The organism is Mesorhizobium sp. (assembly GCF_965229135.1).
GTDB lineage: Bacteria > Pseudomonadota > Alphaproteobacteria > Rhizobiales > Rhizobiaceae > Mesorhizobium.
Genome location: NZ_OZ245860.1, coordinates 1,942,254 through 1,959,586, shown reverse-complemented (window position 1 = coordinate 1,959,586; position 17,333 = coordinate 1,942,254). Strand labels below are relative to the sequence as shown.

Below are 17,333 nucleotides of genomic sequence, written 5' to 3'. Positions count from 1 at the left end.
TTCCAGCAAGATCGTGATGCTGATCACGCCTGCGTAAGCGGATACTGCTCTTTCAGCGTCTTGAGCACCTGATCGCTGGGCATCGGCGCGCCAAACATGAAACTCTGGACATATTCACAGCCCATCTGCCGCAATTCCAGGGCATCGCTTTCGTCCGAAATGCCTTCAGCCACGACGGAAAGCCCAAGCTCATGCGCCATGTTGACCATGGATTTGAGCAGCACCGCGCGTTTCGGTGTGTTGTCGTCGACAAAGCTCTTGTCGATCTTGATCGTGTCGAACGGGAAGCGGGTCAGATATGCGAGTGACGAATAGCCGGTGCCGAAATCGTCCAGCGACAGGCCGATGCCCAACTGCTTGAGCTTGGTCAGCACATGGGCGGTCTGCTCGGGATTGTCCATCACCAGCGATTCGGTGAGCTCGAGCCGGAAGCAACGCGGCTTCAGATTGGCCCGCGCGATCACTGAACGCACGTCGCTGACCAGGTCGCGGCGGATGAGCTGGCGGCTGGATAGGTTGACCGAGACCGACAATGGGGCATCGCCGATCTGCTTTTGCCATCCCGCCAGGTCCTCGGCGGCCTGCTGCATGGCGAACAGGCCAAGCTGGACAATCAGGCCGCAGCTTTCCGCTACCGGGATGAAATCCGCCGGCGGGATCATGCCGCGGCGCGGATGGTCCCAGCGCAGCAGCGCCTCGAAACCGGCAACACTGCCGTCCTCCAGCCGCACGATCGGCTGGTAGGCGAGCGTGAATTCGCGCCGCTCGATGGCGCGGCGCAGATCGGATTCGAACTGCAGCCGGTCGGTGCCGACGGTACGGAAGGCGGGCCGGAACGGCTCGATCCTGTCGCCGCCGAAACGCTTGGCCTGATGCATGGCAAGCTCCGCGTCCTTGACCATGTCCTCGGCGGACGTCTGCGCCGAGGTCCAGGTGATCAATCCGATCGACGCGGTGAGCACGATTTCGCGTTTGGCGAAGGTGATGGGGTTGTTGATCGCATGCTTGATCGCGTCCGCCATGCCAGCGATGCGGGCCGGATCCTGTTCGGAAAGCAGCATCAGCGCGAACTGGTCGCCAGCAAAGCGGGACAGGGAATCCTTCGGCTTGAGCAGGCGATGCAGGCGGCGCGCGATAGTCAAAAGGATCGTGTCGCCGGCGGAGATGCCCAGCCCGTCGTTGACCTGCTTGAACCGGTCGATGTCGATCACGAAGACCGTGGGCCGAACCTTTTCTTCCGTCCGCGCGATCGAAATAATGGCTTCCAACCGGTTCATGTACAATTCGCGATTGGGCAGGCCGGTCAGATTGTCATGCACGGCGTCGTGCAGCAGCCGTTCCTCGGACTTTTTCTGCTCGGTGACGTCGACCATGGTGCCGACGCAGCGGATGACCTCGCCGTCCGATCCTATCACCGGGCGGGCGCGCAGCGAAAACCAGTGATAGTGTCCATCCGCACCGCGCAGGCGGAAATTCTGCGACACCCGGCCGCGCCGGTGTTCCAGCACCACGTCGAGCGTCGTGCGGAAGGTGTCGCGGTCGTCGGCATGCAGCACCGGCAGCCAGTTGCGGGCAGCGCCGCCAAGGCTGTTGGGCGCAAGCCCCAACTGTATGCTGACGTCCGGCTTTGTGACGACGCGGTCGCGCAGTACATCCCAGTCCCACACCGTGTCGCCTGATCCGGCCACGGCCAGCGCCTGGCGTTCGAGGTCGGAGAACAGGCCCTGATGCAGGGCGCCGCCGGCAAAGGCGTGCTGCATGACCGTGAAGCCGATGAGCAGGATGATCAGGATCAGGCCGCCACCGAGCGCCGGCTGCGCGATGTCGTTGTCGAGCATGCCGGTGATCGCCATCCACGACCCGCACAGCCACAACAGCACCATCACCCAACTCGGCACCAGCATGATGGCGCGGTCGTAGCCGCGCAGGCCGAGAAAGATAATCAGCCCCAGCCCGGTCAGCGCCGTGGCGGCAAAGGACAATCTTGCGATGCCGGCCGCGACCGCCGGATCGACGATGGCGACGCCGGCGATCAGCACAAGCCCGAGGATCCAGACCAGCGCGCCGTAGCTGAAATGGCCATGCCATCGGTTGAGGTTGAGATAGGTGAACAGAAAGACGACGAAGGTCGCCGCAAGCGCCACCTCCGTTCCCGCTCGCCATATTTGTTCGTTTCCGGGCGATATCTCGATGATCTTGTTGAGGAAGCCGAAATCGACGCAGATATAGGCCAGAACCGCCCAGGAGAGTGCCGCCGTCGCCGGGAACATCGATGTACCCTTGACGACGAAAAGAATGGTCAGGAACAATGCCAGCAGGCCGGCGATACCGATGACGATGCCGCGAAACAACGTGTAGGAATTGACCGAGTCCTTGTAGGATTCAGGATCCCACAGATAGACCTGCGGCAGTTTGGGCGAGGCGAGTTCCGCGATGAAGGTGATGACCGTGCCGGGGTTCAGCGTGACGCGGAACACGTCGGCATCCGGACTGGTCTGACGGTCGAGCGCGAAGCCTTCGCTGGGCGTGATCGCCGCCAGTCGCGTCGATCCGAGGTCGGGCCAGAAGATGCCGGAATTCACCAGGCGAAAATGCGGCGCGACGATCAACCTGTCGAGTTGCTGGTCGGTGGTGTTGGCGAGCGCGAACACCGCCCAGTCGCCGGTCGAGCGCGCGTCCTTGGCCTCGACTTCGATGCGCCGCACGATGCCATCGGGGCCGGGCGCGGTCGAAACCTGGAAGTTGTCGCCCTGGTTTCGGTAGATTTCGACGGCGCCCGAAAGGTCGAGCGCCACGTCGTCGCGGGCAATCTTGATCGGTTCGACGGCGAAGGCCGAGGACGCCGCGCAGAGCGTGACGATTGCCGCCAGGATAAGGGCGAAGAGCGGCCCATTTCGCAGGAAATTCGTCAAAAATCAGCCCTTCGTTCCAGCGCCCGGCGGATCGTCGGCGATCCGGGCGTAGAGGTAGTGATCCTGCCAGATGCCGTTGATCCTGAGATAGGATCGCAGAAGTCCTTCGCGCCGGAATCCGGCTTTTTCAAGCACGCGGATCGATCGGGCGTTGTCGGGAATACAGGCAGCTTCGATCCGGTGCAACCTCAGCGTATCGAAGGCGAATCGCGACACGACCTTGACCGCGTCGGTCATCAGGCCACGGCCGCCGAAACGCTCGCCGATCCAGTAGCCGACATGGCCGCTCTGCGATACGCCATGACGGATGTTGCCCAGCGTGATGCCGCCCGCAAGTTTGCCGCTGCCGCGTTCGAAGATGAAGAAGGCTATCGCCGTTCCCTGTGCATAATCTTCGCGGTAGCGGCTGATGCGATGCCGCCAGGCCGCGCGGTCGAGCTCGTCCGGCGTCCATCGCGGTTCCCAAGGTTCAAGGAAGGCGCGGCTTTCGCCGCGCAGCGTCGACCATTCCCGGTAGTCGTTGGTGAACGGCACGCGCAGCGTGACGCGGTCGCCTTTCAGTGCCGGCAGGTCACGGCGAAAGAAAGGGAGCGCGAACACGACGCTTTGATGGTCTTAGACGGCGAGCTTGCGGGCCGTCGCGTGCGTGCCCGGAAGCGAATCGAGGATGGCTTCATAGGGTGCCAGCGTGCCTACCGGGCCAACAGCAGTGAGCGTCGGCTTGGTTGAGAACAGCCGCGATGAAAGGTCGGTCAGGCGCTCGACGGTAAGGGCCGAAAGCCGCTCCATCAGCTCTTCCTTGGCGATCGGCCGGCCGAACAAGAGCATCTGCCGCGCGATCTGCGAGGCGCGGCTTGCCGGGCTTTCAGCGGACATGATGAGCCCGGCGCGGTATTGCGCGCGCGCCCGGTCGAGTTCCTGCTGGAGTATGCTCTCGCCGGCTTTCTGCAATTCGTCGATGATCACCGGAACGAGCTCGGCGATATCGCTCTGGCCGGTCGCGGCGTGCACGCCGAATATGCCGGTGTCGGAAAAGCCCCAGTGGAAAGCATAGACGGAATAGCACAGCCCGCGTTTTTCGCGGACTTCCTGGAAGAGGCGGGACGACATGCCGCCGCCGAGGATCATCGACAGAACCTGGGAAGCATAGAAGTCGCGCACATGGTAGGCGCGGCCTTCAAAACCCAGCACGATCTGCGCGTCCATCAAGTCGCGGTCCTCACGGAAGTCACCGCCTACATACTGTGCGTATTGCGGGATTGTGCTGTCGGCCTTGGTGCGGAAGCCGCCGAGCTGCTTCTCGACCTCGCGCACGAAATTGTCGTGCTTGATGTCGCCTGCGGCGACAATCACCATGCGCTCGGCGCCATATTGGCGCTCGATGAAATCGTGCAGCTGTTTCGAGGTGAAGGATTTGACAGTTTCCGGCGTGCCGAGAATCGAGCGGCCGATGGTCTGGTGGCGGAACGCCGTTTCGGTGAACCGATCGAAGACGATATCGTCGGGCGTGTCGTGCGCGGCGCCGATTTCCTGCAGGATCACATGCTGCTCGCGTTCGAGCTCCTGCGGGTCGAACTCCGACTCCTGCAGGATGTCGGCGAGAATATCCACCGCCAGCGGCACGTCATCGCTGAGCACCCTGGCATAGTAGGATGTGGTCTCGACGCTGGTCGCCGCATTGATCTCGCCGCCGACATCCTCGATTTCCGAGGCGATCTCGAAGGCGGTACGCCGCTTGGTTCCCTTGAACGCCATGTGTTCAAGCAGGTGGGCCATTCCATGCTCTTCATCACGTTCGTTGCGGGCGCCTGACTTGACCCAGGCACCAAGTGCAACGGATTCGATGCTTGGAAGGGTTTCGGTGGCGACTGTCAGGCCGTTCGACAGACGGCTTACCTCAACACCCATATGGCAAGTACTCCCTAACGCGCCGCTCGCGCGCGGCGGCTGACATAATCTTCCACCATTTTCAGGTCAGATGGAAGTACCGAGTATTTTTCCTCCGCGGTCATCAATCCACCTAGCCATGCGGGCAGTGCGGGGGAGACGCCGCTTGCGGCCTCGACGGCTGCCGGGAACTTGGCCGGATGGGCCGTGCCCAGAACCACCATGGGAACGGGGCCGGCGGTCTTGCCCGCCGCCACATGCACTGCCGCGGCGGTGTGCGGGTCGAGCAGGTAGTTGCTACGGGCAAGCGTCGATCGGATCGTCGCCGCCACCTCGTCGACGGTCGCGCGGCCGGCGTCGAACTCGGAGCGGATGCTGGCGATTTCCGCTGCTTCGATGGTGAAGGCACCGGACTGCTTGAGACCGTTCATGTAGCGACGCACGGTCGCGGCGTTTCGGCCGGACGCTTCGAACAGCAATCGTTCGAAGTTCGACGAGACCTGGATATCCATCGATGGTGATGTGGTCGGGAATACGCCTTTGGTCCGGTATTCTCCTGTCGAGAGTGCGCGCGCCAGGATGTCGTTGTCATTGGTCGCGATGACCAACCGCTCGATCGGCAGGCCCATCTTCTTGGCGGCGTAGCCGGCGAATATGTCGCCGAAGTTGCCGGTGGGAACCGTGAACGACACCGGCCGGTCGGGCGCGCCCAGCGACAGCGCCGACGAGAAATAATAGACGATCTGGGCCATGATGCGGGCCCAGTTGATCGAATTGACACCCGACAGCGATACCCGGTCACGAAAGCCGTGGTCGTTGAACATGTCCTTCACGAGGCCCTGGCAATCGTCGAAATTACCTTCGACAGCCAGCGCGTGGACGTTGCCAGCCGTAGACGTCGTCATCTGCCGCTGTTGCACGGGCGAGACGCGGCCATGCGGGAACAGGATGAAGATGTCGGTCCGGTCGCGACCGGCAAAAGCGTCGATGGCAGCACCGCCGGTGTCGCCGGATGTCGCGCCGACGATCGTGGCATGCTGGCCGCGTTCCGCCAGCACGTGGTCCATCAAGCGGGCGAGAAGCTGCATCGCCACGTCCTTGAAGGCCAGCGTCGGACCGTGGAAGAGTTCCAGGACGAAGCTGTTGGCGCCGGTTTGCACCAGCGGGCAGACGGCATCGTGGCGGAAGGTTGCATAGGCTTCCCGCACCAAGCGCTCGAAAACCGGCGGCGCAATCTCGCCGCCCAGAAACGGTGAGAGCACGCGAATGGCGAGGTCAGGATAGGCAAGCCCGCGCATGGCGCGGATTTCGGAAGCTGAAAACCGCGGCCATTCGCGCGGCACATAAAGGCCGCCGTCCCGCGCCAGGCCTGCCATCACCGCGTCGGAAAATCCAAGCACGGGCGCTTCCCCGCGAGTACTCACATATTGCATCATCACAGGTCCATTGCTGCCGGGCTTTTCATCCGCGGCGAAGTGGTGAATTTCTGCGTTGGCTCAGTCGCATTTTTGCCGCGCGGTTGATATACGTCACCAGCTTTGCGAGAGGGAAGTGCAGTTTATGGGGTTTCGTTCATTCAACCGTCGCTTTGTCGCGGGTCTTGCGCTTACCGGCTTTATGCTTGCCGCCGCCGGCTGCCAATCAAGCGACAATGGCGTTCTCGGCCTTGGCTTTGGGAAGAAGGATCCGACGCCGCCGCCTCCGGCGGATCCCAAGGTGCTGGCCAGTCAATTGCAGGCCTACTGCCCGAAAGTGACGGTGCGGGACGGGACCGCCTTCTTCAACACCTATGCCAAGGCGGCGCCGGCACCCAAGAAGAAGAAGGGCCCCACTGCCTCGGATGCGCAGCCGGCACCTGATACGGCCGCCGCACCGGCGGACGACTCGCTCAACATCATCTACCAGGCATCGGTCACCGATGTGACGCGCGATTGCAGCCGCGCGAATGGCTCGTTGAGCATGAAGATCGCCGTTGCCGGCAAGATCGTCCCCGGACCGAAGTTCAGCCCGGGCACAATCACCATGCCTATCCGCATCGCGGTGATGCACGGCGCGGATGTCCTGTACTCGCAGCTTCATCAGTACCAGGTCCAGGTGACCGACCCTTCGGTTGCCACGCAGTTTGTCTTCACCGATTCGAATGTAGTGGTGCCCGAGCCCTCGGCCCAGGACTACCAGGCCTATGCCGGCTATGACGAAACGACGCCGAAAGCGGCGACGGACAAGTCGAAGAAGAAGACCCACAGGAAGAAAGTCACCGCGACGAATTGAGCGGCACGTTGCCGATGTGCGTCCGTCGGACGCACATCTTTCTCAGGCATCCGCCGACCATTCCGACAAGGCGGCGATCACGCTTTTCAGTTCCGCCCAGCGCCGGATGACCGTTTCCGCGCCTGCCTCGGTCAGCGCATCGGCATGACCTGGATAGCTGTGGCTGGCTCCTGTGAAGCCGATGACGCGCATGCCAGCCGCCCTGGCGCCGGAAACGCCGTGCACGGAATCCTCGATGACGAAGGTGTTGGCCGGGTCTGCGCCGAGCTTTTCGGCGGCAAAAAGGAAGACATCGGGAGCTGGCTTGGTTTTTCCGGTCGGAATTTCAAGCGCCGAAAATATCCGGCCGCCAAAGAAAGGCAGCAGGTTGACCTTTTCGAGCATGAACTCGATCCGCTCCGAGCGCGAATTCGAGCAGATGCAGCGCGGGGCGGTCACCCCGGCAACCGCCTCACGCACGCCGTCGATAGCGCGCACGTCGCTGCGCAATTTGCGATCGACGAGTTCTTCGGCCTTGTCGATCAGCGAGGCCTGGAACGGGATCAGGGATTTTTCCTCGACCCGCATCATGATGTCCTTGAAGGTCAACCCGGCATAGGTCTCGGCGAGTTCCTCGGCCGAGATCTCGTAACCGGCCATCGTCAGGAGTTCCGCTTCCACACGCGCGGCGATGATTTCGGAATCGACGAGCACGCCGTCGCAATCGAAGATGACAAGGTCTGGCTGGGGCATGGCGATCCGGAATGCGTGAGGAAGGGATAAGGCCGAGACGGCTCAGGCGGCGCGGCATACACCAACAGGCCAGCCTTCGCAAATTGCCGGCCCGGACTCTGTACCTTCACTGAATATTTACGCTGATCGGTAACCATAACGGCGAGTAAACAGTAACGCGTGCCCTGGGTGTAACAATGTCTGCCGTGCGTCTTCTTGCCGAGCTTTCCCATGCTCCTCAGCAGTCCGAGTGGCTGGATACGATCCTCAAGGGCGACTGCGTCGCCGCGCTCGACCGGCTGCCCGAAAAATCCATCGACGTGATTTTCGCCGACCCACCCTACAATCTGCAGCTCGACGGCGACCTGCATCGTCCGGACCAGTCCAAGGTCGACGCGGTTGACGACGACTGGGACCATTTCGAGAGTTTTGAGGCCTATGACGCCTTCACCCGAGCCTGGCTGCTGGCGGCGCGACGGGTGCTGAAGCCCAATGGTACGATCTGGGTCATCGGCTCCTACCACAATATCTTCCGGGTTGGCGCCAAGATGCAGGATCTGGGGTTCTGGATCCTCAACGATGTCGTCTGGCGCAAGACCAACCCGATGCCGAATTTCCGCGGACGCCGCTTCCAGAACGCCCATGAGACGATGATCTGGGCTTCGCGCGATCAGAAGAGCAAGGGCTACACCTTCAATTACGAAGCCATGAAGGCATCCAACGACGACATCCAGATGCGCTCCGACTGGCTGTTTCCCATCTGCACCGGCGGCGAGCGCCTCAAGAACGACAATGGCGACAAGTTGCATCCGACGCAGAAGCCGGAGGCGCTGCTCGCCCGCATCATGATGGCTTCGACGAAGCCTGGCGATATCGTGCTTGATCCGTTCTTCGGCTCGGGCACCACGGGCGCGGTGGCAAAGCGCCTCGGCCGCCACTTCGTCGGTATCGAGCGCGAGCAGGTCTATATCGACGCCGCCAATGAGCGCATCGACGCCGTGCGACCGCTCGAAGGCGCGGACCTGACCGTCCTGACCGGCAAGCGCGCCGAGCCGCGCGTTGCCTTCGTCAGCCTCATCGACACCGGGTTGGTGGTGCCCGGTGCCACGCTTTACGACGCCAAGAAGCGCTGGGCGGCCAAGGTGCGCGCCGACGGCACGGTGGCGATCGGCGACAGCGCGGGCTCGATCCACAAGATCGGCGCGGAAGTGCAGGGATTGGACGCCTGCAACGGCTGGACGTTCTGGCATTATGAACGCAGCGGCGGCCTGACCCCGATCGACGAGCTTCGCCGCATTGCGCGTCTCGGCATGGAACGGGCTGGGGCCTGAGCTCCAGCCCAGCTTCGGGATGTGTCGTTGATTCAAATCCTCAACGGAACAGCGGAAGCGATTCGGATCACACCTTGATTCCGAGGCGTTCAAGATCTGCTTGAAGTGTCCTGGCGTCGGTGAACAGCACCGCTTGCCAGCCGGCCTCCTTCGCGCCATCGACATTCTTCTGGCTGTCGTCGATGAACAGGGAAGCGGCCGGATCGAGGCCGAAAGAGGCGACGTGATGGTCGTAGATCCTGCGATCGGGCTTGATCAGGCCGATCTCGGCGGACACGGTTATGCCACGCGGGCGATTCAGGAACGGAAAGCGGCCTCGGGCCTCGACGAAGGTGTCGGCTGCCCAGTTGGTCAGCAGCGTTACGTCGTGGCCGGTCTCGATCAGTCTCTCCATGATGGCGACGCTGTCGTCATAGGCGTGTGGAGCCATTTCATGCCAATGGCGACGAAAATTGCGGATGTTTTCGGCGTGGACGGGATGGTCGGCGATGGCCAGCGCCTCGGCTTCTTCCCAGGTCCGGCCACGATCCTGCTCGATGTTCCAGTCATGCGTGCAGACATTGTCGAAGAACCACTTCCGCTCGTTCTCATCGGGGATCAGCCGGCTGAACGGAATGTTGGGGTCGTAGTGAACCAGCACTTTGCCGATGTCGAAAACGATGTGGCGGATTTCGGTCATGCTTGTCCTCTTCACTCCGGCCGCTGCCTCTTGGTCGCGCCCGGTATCGCTGCCTCGATTACCTTTTTCATGACAGTGGGTAGAGCTTCCCCTGAAATTTCAGCAGGCATCGACCAGAAATATCCAGCAGGCGTCGCGCCGCCCACATCAGCATGGAAGACGTCGAGCTCCAGCGCAAAATGGGTGAACACATGCGTGACGCTGCCGGCACGCCGCCATTTGCCGGGGAAGGGTGCCGCGTCAGCCGTGGTCGCGCCGTCGATCCGGGCCGTCCAGCCGGTTGTCGGCACTTCGGACATGCCGCCCAGAAGTCCCTTTTCCACACGCTTGCGCAAAAGGATGGCGCCGTCGCTCCTGACGGCGACGAACGCTGCTCCCCGCCGCGATGGTTTCTCGCTCTTCGGCAGGCGAACCGGAAAGCGTTCGGGATCGCCCGAAACGGTGGCGCTGCAATCCTCGCGTAGCGGGCAAAGCATGCAACGCGGCCGACGCGGCGTGCAGATCGTGGCGCCCAGATCCATCATCGCCTGGGCGAAGTCACCCGGTCTTGTGGACGGAACCATACGCTCGACATGGGCACGTATCTCGCTCTTGGCTTCGCTCAGGGGCGTGACGATCGAAAACAGCCGGGAGATGACCCGCTCGACATTACCGTCGACGACCGCGGCGGGACGGTCGAATGCGATGGCGGCAATCGCCGCCGCCGTATAGGCGCCGATGCCTGGCAGGTCCCTGAGGCCCGTCTCTGTGTCGGGGAACCCGTCGCCTCGCCGGGCAACGATATCAGCGCATGCCTTCAGATTGCGCGCGCGGGAGTAGTAGCCAAGCCCGGCCCAGGCCTTCATGACATCGTCGGCTTGCGCGGCAGCCAGGGCATCGATCGTCGGCCATTTTTCCAGGAACGCCCTGAAATAGGATTTTACCGCTTCGACCGTGGTTTGCTGCAACATGACTTCGGAAAGCCACACACGGTAGGGGTCGGGCCGCGTACCGCGCGCGAGCTCGCGCGGCGGAGTACGCCATGGCAAGTCACGGTGATGCTTGTCATACCAGCCGAGCAACCGGGATGCTATGTCGTCGCTATCTTGATGGACGGCCTTGCGGGTCTGGTCGTGCGGTGCCATTGATCGAGGAACTGGCCCTAGCCTGTGCGTCATGGTGAAGGTCTTGCTGGAGAATGTACATGGCAGGGAGACAGCCCTTCGGCAATCCCGTCCCGGTTGGCGATCTTTCAATGCTGATCCTGGATCCGGTGCTTCGCAAACGGGCCGGTATCTCGATCGGCCTTGTCCAGTCGTGGGAAGAGATAGCCGGGCCTCGGCTCGCCAGCCGCTCGCGCCCCGAGAAAATCCAGTGGCCGCGCCGCATGCACGAGGACGATCCGTTCGAGCCGGCGGTGCTGGTCATTGCCTGCGAAGGCATGGCGGCACTCCACCTGCAACACGAAACCGGCGAGATCATCAACCGGGTTAACGCTTTCCTTGGCTTCAACGCCATTGGCCGCATCAAGATCGTGCAGAAGCCGGTGACGGCGGACAAGGGCCGGCACAAGCCGACGCTCAGGCCATTGACCGCCGCCGAAAAGACAAAACTGTCCGCCACGGTTGAAAAGGTCGAGGATGATGCGTTGCGCGCCTCGCTGGAAAGGCTTGGCGCCACCCTTATCGGCGAAAGGAAGCAGTAGCCTTGGCCAACCTGTCGCGTATTCGTGATCAGCAGGGTAGAGCCTGTCGATTGGATTGGGGACAGCGATGCCTTAATTCGCGCCAAGTCTCGCCTTTTCTAGCCTTTGCATTGCAAAATCCAACCATTCTCAGGTGATTCGAATGACCCGTTCCTTGTCTCGCAGAAACGTCCTGTCCTCGCTGGCCGCCATCCCGGCGGTGGCTCTGCTCGCAGCATGCAGCGACTCCGCCGATGAGGCCAAGGCAGCGGAGGTCAAGCCGGACGCGCCGGCAGCTCCGGCCAAGCTTGCCACGCCGGCCGCCGCCGAGGCGCCCGAGGCCCAGGGCACGGTGGACATGGCTGAATTGCTGAAGCCAGGCGCGCTGCCCGACAAGCAGCTCGGAAAGGACGATGCGAAGGTCACGATTGTCGAATACGCCTCGATGACCTGCCCGCATTGCGCGCATTTCGCCGAGACGACGTTCCCGGCGCTCAAGACGAAATACATCGACACCGGCAAGGCACGCTACATTCTGCGCGAGTTCCCGTTCGACCCGAGCGCGGAAGCCGGTTTCATGCTGGCGCGCTGCTCCAAGGATAACTATTTCCCGATGGTCGATGTCCTGTTCAAGCAGCAGGCCAACTGGGTCGGTGTGTCAAACACCAAGGATGCCTTGCTGCAAATCTCGAAGCTTGCCGGTTTTACACAGGAGTCGTTCGAAGCCTGCTTGACGGACCAGAAACTTCTGGACGATGTGAGATCGGTTCAGAAGCGTGGCGCCAATGAATTCAAGGTCGACTCGACACCGACCTTCTTTATCAACGGAAAGACCTACAAAGGTGCGATGTCGATTGAGGAAATGTCGGCCATCATCGACCCTCTGCTCTGACGTTTCGTCAGCGCCGGCGCGGCGACGCTTCGGCGCGCGCGGCTTTCCGTTATCTCGCGGCATGTTGCCGCAAAACCGTGGGATATTGTCGCGGAACCCAGCCGAGGGACGGCGCGAATGAAATTTTCGCGCCTTCGCCTCCTCGGTTTCAAGTCCTTCGTCGAACCCGGCGAATTTGTCATCGAGCGTGGCCTGACGGGCATCGTCGGGCCCAATGGTTGTGGCAAGTCGAACCTGGTCGAGGCGCTGCGCTGGGTGATGGGCGAAAGCTCATACAAGAACATGCGTGCGTCGGGCATGGACGACGTGATCTTCTCCGGATCAGGGACACGCCCGGCCCGCAATACCGCCGAAGTCACACTTTTCCTCGACAACGCCGACCGTACCGCGCCCGCCGCCTTCAACGATGCGGATGAGCTGCAGGTGTCGCGCCGTATCGAGCGCGAGGCGGGATCGGTCTATCGCATCAACGGCAAGGAGGCACGCGCCAAGGATGTCCAGCTGCTGTTCGCCGATCAGTCGACGGGCGCGCGGTCGCCTTCGATGGTCGGACAGGGCCGCATCGGCGAACTCATCCAGGCAAAACCGCAGGCGCGCCGGGCACTGCTGGAAGAGGCAGCCGGCATTTCCGGCCTGCACACACGCCGCCACGAGGCCGAACTGCGGCTGAAGGCAGCCGAGCAGAACCTTGAACGGCTGGACGATGTGGTTGGCGAGCTGGAAAGCCAGATCGAAAGCCTGAAGCGCCAGGCGCGTCAGGCCTCGCGCTTCAAGAACTTGTCCGCCGATATCCGCAAGGCCGAGGCGACGCTGCTGCATCTGCGCTGGACACTGGCCAAGACGCAGGAAGGCGAGGCGCGTTCGGCGCTGGCGATCGCGACCGCGCTGGTCGGCGATAGGGCCGCGTCGCAGATGAATGCGGCGAGGGAGCAGGGCATCGGCGCGCACCGGCTGCCGGATCTGCGCGACGCGGAAGCCGCCGCCGCCGCCGCCTTCCAGCGCCTCTCGATCGCGAAGTCGCAAATCGAGGAGGAAGCGGGCCGCATCCGCGCCCGCCAGGCGGAAATCGACCGCCGGCTCCAGCAATTGGATGGCGATATCGCCCGTGAGGAGCGCATGGTCCGCGACAATGCGGACATTCTGGAACGGCTTCGTGCCGAGGAGGCTTCGCTCAATTCCGAAAACGCCGGCGCTGCCGAACGCGAGGCCACCACCAGGGCTGCCTTCGAACAGGCGGGTGCGACGCTTGCCGCGAGCGAAACAAAACTCTCGGCATTGACGGCGGAACGCGCGGAGGCGGCCGCATCGCGCAACCAGATCGAGCGTTCGTTGCGCGAAACCGCCGAGCGCCGCGACCGCTTCGCGCGTCAGCTTGCTGAACTGGATCGGGAACTGTCCGACATCGTTTCCAGGGTCGCGGGCCTGCCTGATCCCGCCGAGAAGCGGGTGCTGGTCGAACAGGCATTGGCCTTGCTCGAAGAATCCGAGGCAGCAGTCCTCGAGACCGAAGAGGCCGTGATCGAGGCACGCGCGGCGGAAGGTGCGGCGCGCCCGCCGGTGCAGGACGCCAAGGCGGAGCTGGCACGGATCGAAACCGAGGCGCGCACACTGGCCAAGATCCTGAATGCCGCCAGCGGGGAACTCTTTCCCTCTGTTCTGGAGCAGATCAGCGTCGAACGCGGCTTTGAGACGGCACTGGGTGCTGCCCTTGGCGAAGACCTTGACGTGCCGCTTGATCGCAGCGCGCCGGTGCATTGGGGGCAAAGCGAGATCCAGCCGGGTGACCCAGCCTTGCCCGAGGGCATCAAGAGCCTTGCGAGCGTGGTTCGAGCCCCGGCGCAGCTGGCTCGCAGATTGGCACAGATCGGCATCGTCGAAGCTGAGGATGGGCGCAGGCTTCAGTCACAGCTTTCTCCGGGGCAGCGGCTGGTCACCCTTGAGGGAGCACTCTGGCGTTGGGATGGATTCACCGCCAGCGCCGACGCGCCGACCGCTGCCGCGCAGCGGTTGGCACAGAAGAACCGGTTGGCCGAACTTGATGCCGAAGCGGTTCAGGCCACGCTTGTCCTGCGCGACGCCGAGGAAGCGCTTGCGCGGGCGGAACTAGCGCTTCGCCATGTCAGTGAAGCCGAACGCAACGCCCGGCAGGCCGCGCGCGACGCCCAGCATGGCCTGGATGCTGCCCGCACCGTGCTGGCTCAGGCCGAAAAAGCCGGCGGTGAATTGTCGAGCCGGCGTGCGGCGCTTGAAGAAGCGCGCGCGCGCATCGTCGATAGCCACGAAGAGACGTCGGCGGCTTTTGCCGAGGCGGAGATGCTGTTGCAAAGCGCCCCTGACCTCGGCGATCTGCAATTGCAGCTCGAACAGTCCGCCGCCCGTGTCTCCGGTGATCGCGCCGCGCTCGCCGATGCACGCGCCGTTCACGAAGGGCTGCGACGTGAGGCCGAGGCGCGCATGCGCCGGCTCGATGCCATTGGCGTGGAACGCCGCAACTGGCTGGAGCGCGCCGAAAACGCGTCGACGCAGATAGAGGCGCTGGGAGAGCGCAGGGCCGAGGCCGAGGCCGAACGCGAGCGGCTTGCCGACGCGCCCGATGAAATCGACGCCAAGCGGCGTGCGCTGCTGTCGCAACTCACCGAGGCCGAGTCGCTGCGCAAGGCGGCGGGAGATCGACTGCAAGAGGCGGAGAACAAGCAGTCCGAACTCGACAAGGCAGCGACCTCGGCGATCCAGTCGCTGGCCGAGGCGCGCGAGACCCGTGTCCGCGCCGAAGAGCGCCTGACCGCCGCCGACGAAAGGCGGCTGGAAGTCGAGGCGCGCATTCAGGAAACACTGAACACCCCGCCGCACCTCGTCATTCGCCATACTGGTCTCGAAGCCGACAGCCCGATGCCCGAAATGGGCGAGATCGAACGCCAGCTGGACCGGTTGAAGATCGAGCGCGAACGGCTGGGCGCCGTCAATCTGCGCGCCGAGGAGGAACAGAAGGAGCTTTCAGACCGGCTGGAGGCCATCGTCTCCGAGCGTGAGGATATCATCGAGGCCATCCGCAAGTTGCGGCAGGCGATCCAAAGCCTTAACCGCGAAGGGCGCGAAAGGCTGCTTGCTGCTTTCGACGTGGTCAACAGCCATTTCCAGCGGCTGTTCTCGCATCTGTTCGGCGGTGGCACGGCCGAACTTCAGCTCATCGAATCCGACGATCCGCTCGAAGCCGGCCTGGAAATCCTTGCCCGGCCGCCTGGCAAGAAGCCGCAGACGATGACGCTGCTGTCAGGCGGCGAGCAGGCGCTGACGGCGATGTCGCTGATCTTCGCCGTCTTCCTCACCAACCCCGCGCCAATCTGCGTGCTCGACGAAGTCGATGCGCCGCTCGACGATCACAATGTCGAGCGGTTCTGCAATCTCATGGACGAAATGGCCAGGACCACCGAGACGCGCTTCGTCATCATCACGCACAATCCGATCACAATGGCACGGATGAACCGGCTTTTCGGCGTGACCATGGCCGAGCAGGGCGTTAGCCAGCTTGTATCGGTCGATCTGCAGGCGGCCGAGGCCATGCGCGAGGCAAGCTGAGGCCGCCCTGCCGAACCTGGCAGCCAGCGCTCGCAGGGCCGATAGCCTCTCTTTCCGGATTCGATTATAGCGAGGACCGAAAGGGTCCGCTCCGCCGGCTGACCCCTGACATGTTTTGGAGAGCCCCTTGCCTGTACTGGTCACTGGAGCCGCGGGATTTATCGGAAGCCATGTCTGCCTGTATCTCCTGAACAGGGGGGAGGCGGTGGTTGGCGTCGACAATATGAACGACTACTACGACCCGGCGCTGAAGAACGGGCGCCTTGCCCGCCTTCGAGCTTACGAGGATTTTTCATTCCACCAGATCGATATCGCCGAACAGGGCGCGCTGAGCGCTACCCTCGCGGGGCTCGACATCAGAAGGATCGTTCATCTCGCCGCGCAGGCAGGTGTGCGTTATTCGCTCGACAATCCGCGGGCCTATGTCCGGTCCAATGTCGTCGGTCATCTTGAAGTGCTGGAGTTCTGCCGGGCGCAGCCTGCATGCGAGCATCTGGTCTATGCCTCGTCCAGTTCGGTCTATGGCGGCAACAGCAAAGTGCCGTTCAGCGAGACGGACCAGGTCGACAGACCAGTGTCGCTCTACGCCGCCACCAAGAAAGCCGATGAGTTGATGAGCCATACCTATGCCCACCTCTTTGGCCTGCCGCAGACCGGCTTGCGGTTCTTCACGGTCTATGGGCCCTGGGGCCGGCCCGACATGGCCTATTGGATGTTCACCAAGGCCATGCTCGACGGCAAGCCGATCCGGGTTTTCAACAATGGCGACATGTGGAGGGATTTCACCTATGTTGACGATGTTGTGGAGGCGGTCGTGGCGGTGCTCGACAGGCCGCCTCTGGGCGAAATTCCGCCGAGCCGGCTCTATAATGTCGGTAACAATCGACCGGCTCGGCTCGGTGATTTTATCGACATCCTGGAAGGGCTCCTCGGCGTGAAGGCCATCCGCGGTTTCGAGCCGATGCAGTCGAGCGATGTCGAAACGACCTTCGCCGATATGACCGCGCTGGAACGGGATTTCGGCTTCAGGCCGCGGACCTCCCTGGAAGCCGGTCTGGGCAAGTTCGTGGATTGGTATCGTTCGGAGTGGATGGGATCGAAGACACGGTGACGGAGCCTTGAGCGGCAATCCGCTTTGTCCGCGGTCTCGCATGAGCAAGCCGTTCCAACGCGTTCATGCTGCTAGCCGCATCCTTCAGCTTCGCGCTTCTGTTCCCGGCGCCGCCGTTCATGGCTCATCTTGAACTTCAAGGTGCCGCCTGATGAGGATGCAGGCTCAATTTCCCTTTTTTCGGGAAGGTCGTTCCCGCTCAAACCGGGTTCCGCGATGCATTGGCGCGAATAGGCTTCAGGTCGAACCTGGAGCTTGTGACAAATGACGGAAGCGCAGAGTGAGACACGACAGATCAGG

13 protein-coding genes are annotated in these 17,333 nt (G+C 62.8%); 6 read left to right on the top strand and 7 right to left on the bottom strand.

The window, feature by feature from the left end; all coding sequences use genetic code 11:
- Nucleotides 1-23: 23 nt before the first annotated feature.
- Genes ACO07C_RS09525 through thrC form a run of 4 tightly spaced genes read right to left on the bottom strand, consistent with a single transcriptional unit; the run spans nt 24 to nt 6,232 of the window.
- The gene (locus tag ACO07C_RS09525; RefSeq protein WP_421913924.1) at nt 24-2,912 is read right to left on the bottom strand and encodes an EAL domain-containing protein; all 2,889 of its coding nucleotides are present in this window, start codon (nt 2,910-2,912) and stop codon (nt 24-26) included.
- Nucleotides 2,913-2,915: 3 nt separating this feature from the next.
- Entirely contained in the window at nt 2,916-3,512 is a 597-nt protein-coding gene (locus tag ACO07C_RS09520) for a GNAT family N-acetyltransferase (protein WP_421913923.1), read from the bottom strand.
- Between the two features lie 15 nt (nt 3,513-3,527).
- Entirely contained in the window at nt 3,528-4,820 is a 1,293-nt protein-coding gene (locus ACO07C_RS09515; protein WP_421913922.1) for a M16 family metallopeptidase, read from the bottom strand.
- Nucleotides 4,821-4,834: 14 nt separating this feature from the next.
- Nucleotides 4,835-6,232 (bottom strand): threonine synthase, encoded by a 1,398-nt coding sequence (gene thrC / locus ACO07C_RS09510; protein WP_421917481.1) that lies wholly within the window; start codon nt 6,230-6,232, stop codon nt 4,835-4,837.
- Between the two features lie 127 nt (nt 6,233-6,359).
- On the opposite strand from thrC, the gene ACO07C_RS09505 reads away from it, so the two are divergent.
- Nucleotides 6,360-7,070: a hypothetical protein gene (locus ACO07C_RS09505; protein ID WP_421913921.1), complete on the top strand. Its 711-nt coding sequence runs from the start codon at nt 6,360-6,362 to the stop codon at nt 7,068-7,070.
- A gap of 42 nt (nt 7,071-7,112) precedes the next feature.
- Here the strand turns inward: ACO07C_RS09505 and ACO07C_RS09500 are convergent, their stop codons facing one another.
- Nucleotides 7,113-7,802: an HAD family hydrolase gene (locus tag ACO07C_RS09500; RefSeq protein WP_421913920.1), complete on the bottom strand. Its 690-nt coding sequence runs from the start codon at nt 7,800-7,802 to the stop codon at nt 7,113-7,115.
- Between the two features lie 176 nt (nt 7,803-7,978).
- On the opposite strand from ACO07C_RS09500, the gene ACO07C_RS09495 reads away from it, so the two are divergent.
- On the top strand, nt 7,979-9,112 hold the full coding sequence (locus ACO07C_RS09495; protein ID WP_421913919.1) for a site-specific DNA-methyltransferase: 1,134 nt from the start codon (nt 7,979-7,981) through the stop codon (nt 9,110-9,112).
- Nucleotides 9,113-9,179: 67 nt separating this feature from the next.
- Here ACO07C_RS09495 and ACO07C_RS09490 read toward each other — a convergent pair whose 3' ends face one another.
- Both ACO07C_RS09490 and mutY read right to left on the bottom strand, forming a co-directional pair.
- Nucleotides 9,180-9,791, bottom strand: coding sequence for an HAD family hydrolase (locus ACO07C_RS09490; RefSeq protein ID WP_421913918.1), 612 nt, complete (start codon nt 9,789-9,791; stop codon nt 9,180-9,182).
- Nucleotides 9,792-9,802: 11 nt separating this feature from the next.
- Nucleotides 9,803-10,915, bottom strand: coding sequence for an A/G-specific adenine glycosylase (gene mutY / locus ACO07C_RS09485; protein ID WP_421913917.1), 1,113 nt, complete (start codon nt 10,913-10,915; stop codon nt 9,803-9,805).
- Nucleotides 10,916-10,974: 59 nt separating this feature from the next.
- On the opposite strand from mutY, the gene ACO07C_RS09480 reads away from it, so the two are divergent.
- The 4 genes from ACO07C_RS09480 (at nt 10,975) to ACO07C_RS09465 (ending at nt 17,033) form a co-directional block, all read left to right on the top strand.
- Nucleotides 10,975-11,475: a DUF721 domain-containing protein gene (locus ACO07C_RS09480; RefSeq protein ID WP_421913916.1), complete on the top strand. Its 501-nt coding sequence runs from the start codon at nt 10,975-10,977 to the stop codon at nt 11,473-11,475.
- A 142-nt stretch (nt 11,476-11,617) separates the two neighbouring features.
- Nucleotides 11,618-12,346, top strand: a complete 729-nt coding sequence (locus tag ACO07C_RS09475; protein WP_421913915.1) for a DsbA family protein — start codon at nt 11,618-11,620, stop codon at nt 12,344-12,346.
- Nucleotides 12,347-12,463: 117 nt separating this feature from the next.
- On the top strand, nt 12,464-15,922 hold the full coding sequence (smc, locus tag ACO07C_RS09470) for a chromosome segregation protein SMC (RefSeq protein WP_421913914.1): 3,459 nt from the start codon (nt 12,464-12,466) through the stop codon (nt 15,920-15,922).
- Nucleotides 15,923-16,049: 127 nt separating this feature from the next.
- Nucleotides 16,050-17,033, top strand: a complete 984-nt coding sequence (locus ACO07C_RS09465; protein WP_421913913.1) for an NAD-dependent epimerase/dehydratase family protein — start codon at nt 16,050-16,052, stop codon at nt 17,031-17,033.
- Nucleotides 17,034-17,333 lie beyond the last annotated feature (300 nt).